We start from the raw sequence: 12,961 nt of genomic DNA, 5'->3' as shown, positions 1-12,961 counted from the left end.
TTTTATCTTTAAAATTAGAAAGTAACATTTGCACCTAAAGTAAATACACGAGGTGATGGATAACGTCCCATATCCACGTTAGAAAGACCTGCCTGCTGGTTGTAAGAACCAATTTCAGGATCTAAACCTGAATAACCTGTAAACGTATACACATTCTGAACGTTGAAATAAAGTTTACAATTAGATATGCCTGTCTTCTTCAACCAAATCTTTGGCAGGTTATATGCTAATGATATATTCTGAATGCGTAAATAGCTTCCATCTTCTATCCAACGATCACTCATACGGTTGTTACCATTGATATCATTGCCACTCCAACGAGGCAGTGTTGCATTTGGATTGATTATATAGCTATTATCTACATTTGACACATCATAGTTATTTCCGTTAACGTATCCCAATTGTGCACGATTGAGTACTGTGGTCGACTGATTGTCCCACTGAGACATCACACCTTCTGTCTTTACACGTACATAGTTCAAGATATCACCTCCTACCGATCCAGTGAGGCCAATGCCTAGTTCCCAATCTTTGTAGTTAAACGTATTAGAAAAACCAAAAGTAAAGTCGGGATTAGGATCTCCAATAACCGTTTGGTCATATTCGTTGATGATGCCATCAGGAACACCATTCGGTCCGCTGAGATCTTTAAACTTAACATCACCAACCCAAGCTCCGGTAGTGCGATGAATCTCTACACCTTCGGGCTTCGCTGAATTTCTCAAGTCTTCCGCATCTTTATAAAGTCCGTCGGTTTTGTATCCATAAAATACACCGATAGGTTGTCCTACCGAAATCATCGATACTGTTTGGAAAGCTGCATACCAGTCTAACCTTCCATAAAAAGGTGTACCTAAGTCATCCAGTTCTTTTACTTTATTGCGGTTCAAAGAGAATGATAAGGCTGAAGTCCAGTTAAAATCTTTACCTGCTATATTGTGTGTATTCAATGATATGTCTATCCCCTTATTATCCACTTTTCCGATATTCATATAAGGAGTTTGAATATCTGTCCAACCAGATCCACCCAGAACAGGCGATACAGATGGCTGAAGTAACAAGTCTTTTGTTGTTTTATGATATAAGTCTACAACTAAACTTATACGATTATTAAACAACCCTAAATCAACACCTGCATTATACTGTACCGAAGCTTCCCATTTTAGGTCAGGGTTAGCATTATTTGTCATACGATATGCTGTACCAAACACTGTTTGAAAAGCTTGCATAGTAGATCCATAACGATAGGTAGGTAAGTTATCATTACCATTCATACCATAGCTTAAACGCAATTTCAAATTCGACAGCCAGTCTTGCGTATTTTCCATAAATTTCTCGCTGGAAACACGCCATGCGGTTGAAAATGAAGGGAAGTATCCCCAACGATGGTTTGCTCCAAACTTAGAAGAACCATCAGCACGTAATGTAGCCGTCAATAAATAACGATTGTCAAAATTATAGTTTGCACGACCAAATACAGAAACCTTCGACTGAGCATCTTTAGAACCGCTACTTGCCACAAACTTACCATCAGAGCCAATCACATGAATATCATTTGAAGACAATTGATCTTTTTGTAATTGCAGGCTTTCCCATGATGACTTAGAAGCTTCTGTTCCGGCCATGAAGTTAATGCTGTGTTTATCAAAAGTCTGATTGTATGTAGCATAGTTCATCCAGTTCCAATATAAGCTATGCGCTTCGTTTTGCATAATCATTATATTGGTATTCTTCAACTGGCCATATTCATAACTTGGCTTGAATCCCTTATTTGTACTATTGGAGCCATCAATACCCACTTCTGAACGAAAATTAAGATATTGATTGAGAGTAAACTGCCCATAGATATTAGCTATAATCCTCTCGCGGCGCAAGGTATTGATCTGATCTTTGGTCAATGCCACAGGATTGTATATCGAAGACCCATTTACGGTCTCAGGTCCTGCATAATTTCCATCAAAGTCATAAACAGGAACTGCCGGCGACATTAATGCAGCTTGCATTACCACACCATTGATACCATCGTTATTGATAATAGATTCATCTGTCCGTGAATAGGAAAGAGATGCTCCGACCTTTATATATTTATTAAATTCATTATCAACATTCACCCTACCGGTAAATCGCTCGAAATCTGAATTTAGTAATATACCGTCTTGATTTGTATAACTTATAGATGCCAGATATTGAGTTTTATCTGTTCCTCCATTTAGGGAAAGGCTATGGTTTTGCATCCATGCATTATCCATTACGGCATCTTGCCAGTTTGTACCTTTGCCCAACAAAGAAGGATCAAGGTAAGCCTGATCAACATTCGGCAAGAAACCTTCATTGTAAAGCTGTTGTTGGTAAGTTCCATACTGACGGAGGTTCATCATATCTAATTTATCGATAGGAGATTGAAGAGAAATACTTCCATCGTACGTAATATTTGTACGCCCTTTGTTTCCTCTTTTAGTTGTAACGATCACAACCCCGTTAGCTCCGGCAGACCCGTAAATTGCAGCTGCGGACGCATCCTTCAATACATCTATAGATAGGATATCGCTTGGAGCAATAGCTGATAATGGGTTCACTACGTTTTGACCGTTAGAACCTCCCGACCAAGAAAAACCGACTGTAGATGAACCGGCACCACTCATTGGCACTCCGTCAATCACATACAGAGGTTCATTTGTCAAATTAATAGAAGAAGCACCACGAATACGTATCGAGGTAGCTGCTCCCGGTGCTCCCGAGTTGGAAGCAACCTGTACTCCGGCCACACGCCCTTGGAGCGCCTGGTCGAGGTTTGTGATAACGGACTCTTTAAGCCTGTCTGCCGATAAGCTACTAACAGAACCCGTCAGGTCACTTTTCTTCATTGTACCATAACCAACAACAACGACTTCTTCCAAAGCCACATTGTCTTCCTGAAGGGCAACATTAATAGGTTTATCTGATTCTACTTTTACTGATTGGGGCGTCATACCTATAAAAGAATATGTAAGGACATCGCCCTTATTCGCTTTTATAGTATAATTTCCGTCAAAGTCAGTCATCACACCGACTTTGGTCTGTGTTTGAACTGTCACACCCGGCATCGGTGAGCCGTCTTTAGCATCTGTTACCTTCCCTGAAATTTGATAGCTCTGCGCATACATAGCACATGGAACCATACATATCAGGAGCAATAAAAAAAGGATTTTTCTCATAATTTAAGGCTTCGATAATGATTAGTAATATTTTTACACGGTTAGATTTGCTTTATTCTCATATTGCTTCTTAGCGTAATACAAATATATTTATGATAATAAAATATAACAAATACTATATTATCACATAGTAATACTTTATTATCAAAAACAAAAAGTAGACTCTTTGACTAGCAAGCTCAGAATCTACTTTAACATCTAATTATAAGGTATATATTATATATACAAGAGTTATTCACAATAGATAATAATAATATTTTTCAGCCGACATATATAGAAAAAGCATTAGGTAGAAATCAAAAAAATATCACAAATTGACAAAAAAGTATTATCACACAAAAAACTTAGACTCTTTATAATTTTCTCTAAATTCGCGTGGAGTACATCCTTTTTTCTTTTTGAATATACGATTAAAGTTCGAAAGATTGTTAAACCCGCACACAATACTAATCTCAGCAACACTATGGGTAGTATCAACCAGCATACGCGTAGCATGTCCTAAGCGTATGTCATTTAACGAGTCTATAAAATTACGTCCTGTACGCTGTTTTATAAAACGGCTGAAAGCAACTTCGGTCATCCCGACCAAATTTGCGACATCGGAAAGCCGGACTTCTTTACTATAATTTTCCAACATATGATTGTAAGCACGTTCTATTCGCCTGCTATCATAATTTTGCGTATGTTCATTAAACGATCGGCTGGATAATTCGCGCATAGGCGATAAAGACAAATCGGATAGGATACCAAACAGATTTAAAACAGAATGAGCTCCCTCATGTTCGGAAGCAAGAGAATATAGCCTGTCTTTTATTTGCTTTATGGTCTCCTTCGAAAAGGTAACCCCATAGATGGCTTTCTCAAACATCTCTTTTACCGACCTGAATTGATTTTTCTGCAAAAGCTGTTCATTCAGAAGGTCTCCATGAAACTGAATTGTTATTTCCTTTATCTCTTTCGACTGACATTTATGATCGAGCCAACCATGTTCGAGACTAGAGCCGGTGATTAAGGTTAGTTCTAAATCGTCAATCTCCTCTATACTATCGCCGACTACCCGTCTTGCTCCCGCCCCATTTTCTATAAAATTCAGCTCAAACTCGGCATGGACATGAATAGGAAATGTAAAATGCTGTTTTATACGCGAAAAAATCATGAAACAGTCCCTTTGCGATAGAGGAGTGACCTCTCTCAATATTGAGTCTTTCATTGTATTTTAATGTTATAATATTCATATTTTTCTCAAAAGAAAACATTGTTTCCGAAAAAACAAATATATTTATGCAAAAAATATAACACAACATAATGCAACATACAGAATATTAAATAAAATATAAAAAATTGCAATTTGTATTTTTTTTATTATATTTATCCTACACAATATTGAAAACATTTAAACAAACTAATTAATTGAACCAATCGTAAACTACATTTAATTACTTACAATTATGAAAAAATTAATAGTCAGTCTGTTTATATTAACAGCAATGACAACCGTCACAACGATCAAAGCTCAAGAAAAAATCGTTATCAGCGAAAGAACCGCAGCTAAAATAGAAAGTATAAGAGCCAAAGCCGCAAAAGATGCTGCCGATGCAGATAAAAAAATGGAGCAGGAAATAGAAAAGGCAAAAAAGCAAATAGATTCTGATACTAAAAAAGCTGCAGACGATGCTAAAAAAAGAATGGAAAAAGATTCGAAAAAAGGAGCTGAGGATGCTCAGAGAAAGGCAGACAAAGCTATAGCAAAAGCCAAGGAGAAAGCTGAAAAGACCAAACTAAAAGCTAAGATAAAAGCTGAAAAGGAGATACAGAAAATAAAAACTGAGAAAGCTATCAACATCTAGTTTTGACATTTAATAACACTTGAGTAATAAAAGAAGAGCTCTCTGTAGATAAATCGAAGGGAGTTCTTTTTATTTTAAGGAACTGGATCATACCCATGTCCACCCCAAGGATTGCAGCGAGCAATACGCTTTGTCGCCAGCCAAAAACCTTTGAATGGTCCGTATTTTTTGATTGCCTGAATTGCATATTCCGAACATGTAGGTGTATAACGACACGAGGGAGGTAGCATAGGCGAGATACTGTATTTATAGAAATATACAGGTAACAACAATATCCAGGATAATAGTTTCTTCATTCGCTTTGCTCTATTTTCCCAATCTTATCGGATAATAGGAGTTGAGCCTTTTGCATCGCCTTCTCTATCTCAGCATATGTAGGTAATTCTGTCTTCAAATACAAGAAAGCAACATCCAAACGCTTATTATGGGTTTGTAACATATCCGAAAAAGATGATTTATTTAATCTGTAAGCTTCCCTTATCAGGCGTTTTACCCTATTGCGCTTTACCGCTCGTTTAAACTTTTTCTTAGCCACACTTATCATCACCGAAGCATACTGATTCTCCTTATTATCCTCATCAGTGAATAAATAAACAACTCGTAGAGGATAAGCCACAAAAGAATCTCCATTTGCAAAAATGTTCTCAATAGCCTTTGTACTACAAAGCTTCTCTTGTTTCGAAAATGTCTTTTTACAATCGGTAGAATATGCTTCTGTCATCACTTTTTCTAAAGAAGCAAAGATACATTAAATAATTTTCAAAAAAACATTCTTGCTCTTTAGCTATCAAAAGAAAATATTTTCACACAAATCATAATACACATATAAACAGAATATTAAAACACAAATCCATTCGTATTTTTTAATATTCAGATAAGAATATATAGAAAAATTCATTTTTACATGTAACCTTTTCCAAGGCAACTACGTCATAAAAGTAACGAGCTCGATACAACAAATCAATATGTAAGGAATAAGGAATATGAAACAAAGATTAATAATACTAGCCGCACTATTTATAATCGTCTCTTCAACACTGTTAGGTCAGATTAATATATCGGGAACCGTAGTTGACACAGATACTCATAACATTATAGAATTTGCAAACATAGCACTGCTAAAGCAAGACTCAAGTTTTGTAGCAGGCGCATCATCAGATACAAAAGGTCTATTTGCTTTTAATAACATCCCCACAGGTGACTATATATTATCTGCCACATTTGTAGGATATGGAAAAAGATATATCCCGGTTAAGAATGCTATTGAAAACACAGATCTGGGAAATGTGCCATTGAAACCCTCTGATATAGCACTCAAAGATGTAACAGTAACAGCAAATGCAGTTATACAAAAGCCCGACAGGAAAGTGATTATCCCATCTGACACCCAGATAAAAGCATCGAATAGTGGTGTTACATTATTACGTAATCTTCAGCTATCTCGCATTATCGTAAACCCTTTGAACAATACAATTACCTTGCCGGGTGGTGATGCCGTACAACTTCGCATCAATGGCGTAGAAGTAACTATCGCTGAGATTACAGCCATCCAGCCCGAAGATATAATCCGTATCGAATATCATGACGATCCGGGAATGCGCTACGGAAATGTAGGTGCTGTTATCGATTATATCACACGCCGCAGAGATTCGGGAGGAAATGTATCGGCGAATCTGGCTAATGTACCTTTTGGAGTATTGGGCTGGGGCGAAAATTTTCTTTCGGCGAAAGTGAATCATAAGAAGTCTGAGTTTGGGGTTAATGCATATTGGTCGCGCAGAAATATAGAATGGACACGCGAAAATGAGGAGACATTTGTATTTCCGGACAAAACATTGACTCGTACAGAAGAAGGACAACCAACAACATTTAAAGACGACAGACTAAACGTTGCGCTAAATTATAGCTTGAATGAAGCCGACAAATACATGTTTAACGCAACATTAAGAAATAATTATCAGAAAACACCGAATCAGTTTTCGGACAGAAACAGTATGATCTACTCTTCGGATAATAATAACCCTTTGTCGATCTCCGATCATTCGACATGGAGAAGTTATTCTCCATCGCTAGACTTGTATTACCAACGAAACCTAAAGAACGACCAGCTTTTGATATTCAATTTAGTAGGCACATACATTGACTCTAAATCTACACGTTCGTATCAGGAGCGCAGAAACAATATACTGAATACAGACATATATTCATCAGTACTTGGAGATAAATATTCCTTAATAGGGGAAGGTATATATGAGAAAACACTGAAAGCAGGGAAAATATCAGCCGGACTAAAACATACGCAAAGTTATACAAGCAATAGTTATGAAGGAAATGTTACTGCCAATGTAGGACTCAACTTTGCTGAAACATACGGTTATGCAGAGTTCCAATTTAAGAAGAATAAGTTCAACTATTCGTTAGGACTGGGCGTAATGCGCAACTATAATAGTCAAGGTGAAAACCATAACGAAAAATATATCTTCCGTCCAAATATTCGTGTATCTTATAATATCAATGACAACGCATATATCAGGTATAATGGATACATATCAGGATATTCGCCTTCATTGTCGGACTTGAACAATGTGGAACAAGATATTGACTCATTACAAATCCGCAGGGGGAATCCGAACCTTCAGACAGTATGGTACTATACCCATACACTAACGGGCGGATATAACAAAGGAATATTCGGAGTAGAATTCTTTATGCGATATAGTTACGATCATAAACCAATCATGGAACAAGTAACTTTCGAGGATGGTAAATTCGTTCGTACAAACATCAATCAGAAAGGTTTCCATAGACTAAACACCGAGGCAACATTCAAATTAAAACCCTTTGGTGAATATCTGACACTATCCGTTACTCCGGGACTCAACCGATATATAAGCTATGGAGAAGAATTTACTCATACGTATAGCTCATGGCGTGTACGGGGTTCTGCCGTATTCAATTATAAAAAATGGTCTTTAACAGGAGAAATGTATACACGCTGGAATAACTTCTGGGGCGAAACAATGGATAGAGGAGAACGCATTCATACGGTATCGGTAGGCTATTCAGATGAAAGCCGCCTACTAGGACTGGAAAAAGTTAAATGGAGCCTTACCGGAGGAATGTTTAATCCATTCTCAAAAAGTTATTCGCAAGGCAGCCGCAATTATTCGGCTCTGACACCAAACAAATCGCTCGTGTATACCGATAATCTGAAACAGATATTTGTAATAAATTTCACAATAAACTTCAACTTCGGACGTCAGTACAAAGCAGGTAACAAACGATTGAATAATGATGATACGGATGCAGGTATCATGTCAGGATCAAAAAAATAAATCTGATATAACAAAATAATATTAAGATTAACTTAATATTGATTGTGTTTACAAATTGCCTCTACAGACGTGATGTTTGGAGAGGCAATATTTTTTTTCTCTTTACTTGATAAGTAATTGGTAAAAAAGAATGGTTTACTTATTGCATTACAAAAAACTCTGTGGTACTCTTTTTACTCTGTGGTAAAAAAAATGAATAAGAGCGAATACGACAACAACTCCTTTTTATAACTTAATATATAAAAAACATAATTTAATAGATGTTGTTATCTATCATTTCCAACAGTTGCAACATGCCATTATTAGAAGCTCGCATAATATTGGATTCTCTATATTTCCCAAACTGATACCTTTTTGTAATGCTTTTATTTTTGTATACAGTACATACCCATACCGTACCCACAGGATTCTCTTCTGTACTGCCATCGGGCCCGGCTATTCCGGTAGTAGCTATTACACAATCTACATTCAAGAGATTTTGTGCACCCTTTGCCATCTGTGCAGCGACAATTTCACTTACAGCTGTATATTTATCTATATTTTCTTGAGAAACATGCAATACATTTACTTTTTCCTCATTTGTATAAGAAACAACCGAACCTTTGAAATAATTGGAAGAACCCGGAACGGATGTAATCATATGTGCAATATTTCCACCTGTACAACTTTCGGCTGTGCCTAAGGTCAGCCCTTTTTCGAAAAGCCGTGCTCCTAGTATTTTTTCGGGAGAAATATCTTCTTCTGCTATAATAGCATCGCCCAGTAATGCTTGTAGCTTTTTAACCTCTGTCTCCATCTCCGGCAAACGATGTTCTCCCCTGACGAACAAGCGAAGCTTCATCAGACCCAAAGATGGAAGGTATGCCAGTCCAAAACCTTGCGGCAGATTGTCTTCGAAGTCGGCAATGTACATTGCCAAAGCAGATTCGGTATAACCTTTTACGATAAATACTCTTTTGAGGTATGCCTCTATATCATACTTGTTCTTCAAGCGAGGAAGTATCTCGTTTTCCATTACATACCTCATTTCGTGAGGTACACCCGGCATAGAAACGAGCACTTTATCTTTATGGTCGAACCATGTAATGGGTGCTGTACCTACCTTATTTTGTATCACGGTACAATTTCTAGGCACATAAGCCTGATTGCGAGTCAATTCGTTTAGAGATGTAAAATTAGATATTACATTCCTTATATTATCCAGTACAGCATCGTCAAAAACTAATGTGGTATCAAAATACTCGCAAAGGGTTTTCTTCGTTATATCATCTTTCGTAGGCCCAAGACCTCCCGTCATCAACACGACATCAACACGTTGAAAAACATCGCTTATCGTATTTTTTATTTGCTGAGCATTGTCGCCTATCGACTGCATCTCTTCTACCTCAAATCCGGCTAGTGTAAGATTCTGAGCCATCCATGCAGAATTTGTATCCACAATCTGACCTATCAGAATTTCATCACCAATTGTAACTATTGCTGCTTTCATTTCTATCTGAAATTTTACAAACTTTTATTTTCAATTTGACAGATGCAAATGTACTATAAAAGCTTATTTCGGCAACAAATACTTCTGAAATGAAATACCACAGATTAGATAATTTACAGAATGTTCACAAATGAACTATATATCAGAAAAACGTCTAAAATCCTGTAACTAATAATCCTCGAGCACCCTTCATTCCGCACTTCTGATATTTATTGTAGGCCATAGCTGCAGCCTCACGGATAGATACAGATGTACCTCCGTTTATGTATACAGCTATAGCATCATGCAACGTATATGCTTCAGGGCTCATTAGGTGAGTTGACCATAGTAAAGGTTCGGCTTTGGCTGATTGCAAGTAAGGTGAAAAATATCGTTTACTATAGCAGGCTAGAATAATTGCATCCCGCTTTTTCCCATCTGTATTTTGATATGTATTAGCCAGCGAAAAATCCATTAATCCGTTATGGCCGATGTACGCCACCAGCTTAGCATCGCCATACAACCCCAATATTGGCTTATCATCAAGCTTTATTGTATTTTTCTTACTACCGGCACAAGCCTTAAGAAAATCGATGGTACAATCACTTATATATCTTCCGTCATAAGCATCTGCAACAAGATAGTAGTTTTTTGTCTTATGCTTGAAAACAATTCGTTCCAGACAGATATCATCTGCGCTTTTATAATGTCTTACTTCCTGCCAATCAGGGCTTTTCTTAAAGTATGTGCGAACGCCATATCCGCAACCCCAATATAAATTATTATCAGGATCTTGTCCGTTACCTATTCGCTTCGGTACTTTTACGATTCCCTGATATTTATTATCACAGAGGGCAACCATTACATGTATAGTTTGTACTTCCTGAGCAAACAAGAAAAAAGTGAACAGGAAGAAGCTGAATAGAAAAAATATTCTTTTTCTCATGGCATCATCATTAAGTTTTTAATATCGTTCCGATATTAATAGAGAAAAAAGACAGTGAAATTCCATAAATCAGTTATCAAATAAATAACGCTGGATAAACATCATAAACACTTCTTTATCCGAATGATATTTTCTCAATAATCTAGACCAGTCTCTTTCATCAAGTTCTATTTTCGTCCCTTTATTATCTTCATAAACCATTCTATCAAAAATATCTTTCTTCAATGATGCCTTTTCTCCCTGATTGTTTTGATATTGCTGATAACCGAAAATATCTATTTTGTATTCTTCTTTGTAATTTGATAGGTTCCCGCACATATCTTTTAATCGAAAGAAAGCGTCCATATCATCGTAATAAGAGTAACGAAGCATATCTTCTCGATATTCTTTCGAATATTTTATTTCGTTATTCCTACTATCGCTGTATACCCATGCGTCAAAAATATCCTTCTTGAGAGATGCTCTTTGTCCTTTGTTGTTTTCGTATTGCTGATAACCCAAAATATCGACTTTGTATTCCTCTTTATAGTTTGACTGATCGGCATACATTTCTATCAACCATTGAAAGATTCTTTTATCATTTTGGTGAAAATCTTGAAGTATAGAATTCCAATATTCTTTAGAGTATTTTACTTCGTTATTTCTATTATCACTATATATCCAGTTGTCGAAAATATCTTTTTTTAGCGAAGCTTTTCCTCCTCTACGATCTTCGTATTGTAAATAACCAAAAATATCTCTACTTATATTACTCTGGTATTTATCCATCGAGAAATCTTTCCTTACTTCCCTATCTCTAACCGATTGAGAATAAAGGCTCATACTTATAAGAGCAGAAACAAGAATTATATATATGCGTTTCATAGTGTATTATATTAAGTACAACATTGTGTATAATTATAAGACCTAAGCCGATAATAAAGGTTTAAATGATATTCTTATTTTTTTATTGCTTTTATACGCTGCAATAATGTAGGATGAGAATAATTAAAAAACACATATAAAGAATCAGGATTCAGGTTGCTTAATGATTTAACTGACAGTTTCTTCAGCCCGCTAATAAGCGAATCGCCCAACCCAAAGCCAGCGGCGTAACTATCTGCTTGATATTCATTTTTACGACTATGAATACTCGAAAGCACATTAATAACAAAAGAAACGGGAGTAAAGAAAATAGAAAAAGCTATAAGACCTAGATGAAACGATGCCGACTGTCCACCCAGAGCTACCGCAATATCTTTATTGTCGAGAAGCAATGACAGTAAAAACAACATGATTCCTGTATAACAAATAGAAATAAACATACCTTGCAGTGTATGCTTCTTCTTGTAATGTCCTATCTCATGAGCCAGTACAGCCACAATCTCGTCTTTATCAAGATCATTGATCAACGTATCAAACAAGACAATACGTTTCTTTGCTCCAAATCCTGTAAAGTAAGCATTGGCCTTGGTCGAACGCTTCGAAGCATCCATTACATAGATATTATTAATTGCAAATCCAGCCTTTTGAGCAAAAGCTTCAATTGCATCACGCAACTCTCCTCCTTCCAAAGGTGTTTGCTTATTAAATAATGGCACAATTATATTAGAATAAAATAAGGTCATAAACAACGAAAACACAGTAATAGCAGCCCAAGCATAAAGCCACGCCAATTCACCGATTGCAGTATACATCCATGCAATAAGAGCCAGAATAGCTCCTCCCAAAACAACTGCTAACAAAAGTCCCTTTAGTTGATCGAGCCAGAAAATAGTTTTGGTAGACTTATTGAATCCAAACCGTTCTTCTATCACAAAAGTACTGTAATAGGCAAACGGGAGGGTTATGATTTCATTGAGTAAATAGACAATACCAAAGAAAGCAAGGGATAAAAATATCTCATTGGTGATATACTGACGGAGCAATTCATCTAACCAGCCAAAAAGTCCTAAGCATAAGACAAATAGTAATATCACAAAAGAAAATAAGCTCGTATAAAGACTAAACCGGCTATTTACTTTCTGATATGCCTGTTGCTTTGCATATTCTTCATCATCATAAATCCCTTCCAACTGAGAAGGAATTTCGGGACTCATACGCTTCCTGTTACGGTATGCTAGGTATTGTGTCCATAAAAAATCCAGAACGACAATCAGTAATATGATACTCAGATATAATGACATAGATAT

The 12,961-nt window shown here is 36.5% G+C and carries 10 protein-coding genes; 2 read left to right on the top strand and 8 right to left on the bottom strand.

All coding sequences use genetic code 11. The features are described 5' to 3' along the window. Window positions 1-14: 14 nt before the first annotated feature. Window positions 15-3,194 (bottom strand): SusC/RagA family TonB-linked outer membrane protein, encoded by a 3,180-nt coding sequence (locus B3P17_RS08750; protein ID WP_252636904.1) that lies wholly within the window; start codon window positions 3,192-3,194, stop codon window positions 15-17. A 331-nt stretch (window positions 3,195-3,525) separates the two neighbouring features. Then, window positions 3,526-4,404: an AraC family transcriptional regulator gene (locus B3P17_RS08745; RefSeq protein ID WP_135104944.1), complete on the bottom strand. Its 879-nt coding sequence runs from the start codon at window positions 4,402-4,404 to the stop codon at window positions 3,526-3,528. A gap of 238 nt (window positions 4,405-4,642) precedes the next feature. On the opposite strand from B3P17_RS08745, the gene B3P17_RS08740 reads away from it, so the two are divergent. Further along, entirely contained in the window at window positions 4,643-5,041 is a 399-nt protein-coding gene (locus B3P17_RS08740) for a hypothetical protein (protein WP_252636905.1), read from the top strand. Between the two features lie 74 nt (window positions 5,042-5,115). Here the strand turns inward: B3P17_RS08740 and yidD are convergent, their stop codons facing one another. Together yidD and rnpA are read right to left on the bottom strand one after the other, a co-directional pair. Continuing rightward, on the bottom strand, window positions 5,116-5,337 hold the full coding sequence (gene yidD, locus B3P17_RS08735; RefSeq protein WP_006843153.1) for a membrane protein insertion efficiency factor YidD: 222 nt from the start codon (window positions 5,335-5,337) through the stop codon (window positions 5,116-5,118). Continuing rightward, window positions 5,334-5,762, bottom strand: a complete 429-nt coding sequence (gene rnpA, locus B3P17_RS08730; protein ID WP_252636907.1) for a ribonuclease P protein component — start codon at window positions 5,760-5,762, stop codon at window positions 5,334-5,336. Before rnpA ends, yidD begins: the two co-directional genes overlap by 4 nt. A 262-nt stretch (window positions 5,763-6,024) precedes the next feature. On the opposite strand from rnpA, the gene B3P17_RS08725 reads away from it, so the two are divergent. Then, window positions 6,025-8,376 (top strand): TonB-dependent receptor, encoded by a 2,352-nt coding sequence (locus B3P17_RS08725; protein ID WP_252636909.1) that lies wholly within the window; start codon window positions 6,025-6,027, stop codon window positions 8,374-8,376. Window positions 8,377-8,629: 253 nt separating this feature from the next. Here the strand turns inward: B3P17_RS08725 and B3P17_RS08720 are convergent, their stop codons facing one another. From B3P17_RS08720 to B3P17_RS08705, 4 genes are all read right to left on the bottom strand, one after another. After that, window positions 8,630-9,865: a CinA family nicotinamide mononucleotide deamidase-related protein gene (locus tag B3P17_RS08720; RefSeq protein WP_252636910.1), complete on the bottom strand. Its 1,236-nt coding sequence runs from the start codon at window positions 9,863-9,865 to the stop codon at window positions 8,630-8,632. Between the two features lie 154 nt (window positions 9,866-10,019). Further along, window positions 10,020-10,790 (bottom strand): hypothetical protein, encoded by a 771-nt coding sequence (locus B3P17_RS08715; RefSeq protein ID WP_252636912.1) that lies wholly within the window; start codon window positions 10,788-10,790, stop codon window positions 10,020-10,022. Window positions 10,791-10,859: 69 nt separating this feature from the next. Further along, window positions 10,860-11,654 (bottom strand): hypothetical protein, encoded by a 795-nt coding sequence (locus tag B3P17_RS08710; RefSeq protein WP_252636914.1) that lies wholly within the window; start codon window positions 11,652-11,654, stop codon window positions 10,860-10,862. A 74-nt stretch (window positions 11,655-11,728) separates the two neighbouring features. Continuing rightward, window positions 11,729-12,955, bottom strand: coding sequence for a M48 family metallopeptidase (locus B3P17_RS08705; protein WP_252636916.1), 1,227 nt, complete (start codon window positions 12,953-12,955; stop codon window positions 11,729-11,731). Window positions 12,956-12,961: the final 6 nt, after the last annotated feature.

This window comes from Dysgonomonas sp. UBA7630 (assembly GCF_002483985.1).
Lineage (GTDB): Bacteria > Bacteroidota > Bacteroidia > Bacteroidales > Dysgonomonadaceae > Dysgonomonas.
Note: the sequence above shows the minus strand (reverse complement) of the source record. Positions and strands in the feature narration are given on the sequence as shown.

Coding starts and splice junctions, on each gene's coding strand:
- B3P17_RS08750 (WP_252636904.1), bottom strand. CDS start 3,194: ATGAGAAAAATCCTTTTTTTATTGCTCCTGATATGTATGGTTCCATGT.
- B3P17_RS08745 (WP_135104944.1), bottom strand. CDS start 4,404: ATGAAAGACTCAATATTGAGAGAGGTCACTCCTCTATCGCAAAGGGAC.
- B3P17_RS08740 (WP_252636905.1), top strand. CDS start 4,643: ATGAAAAAATTAATAGTCAGTCTGTTTATATTAACAGCAATGACAACC.
- yidD (WP_006843153.1), bottom strand. CDS start 5,337: ATGAAGAAACTATTATCCTGGATATTGTTGTTACCTGTATATTTCTAT.
- rnpA (WP_252636907.1), bottom strand. CDS start 5,762: ATGACAGAAGCATATTCTACCGATTGTAAAAAGACATTTTCGAAACAA.
- B3P17_RS08725 (WP_252636909.1), top strand. CDS start 6,025: ATGAAACAAAGATTAATAATACTAGCCGCACTATTTATAATCGTCTCT.
- B3P17_RS08720 (WP_252636910.1), bottom strand. CDS start 9,865: ATGAAAGCAGCAATAGTTACAATTGGTGATGAAATTCTGATAGGTCAG.
- B3P17_RS08715 (WP_252636912.1), bottom strand. CDS start 10,790: ATGAGAAAAAGAATATTTTTTCTATTCAGCTTCTTCCTGTTCACTTTT.
- B3P17_RS08710 (WP_252636914.1), bottom strand. CDS start 11,654: ATGAAACGCATATATATAATTCTTGTTTCTGCTCTTATAAGTATGAGC.
- B3P17_RS08705 (WP_252636916.1), bottom strand. CDS start 12,955: ATGTCATTATATCTGAGTATCATATTACTGATTGTCGTTCTGGATTTT.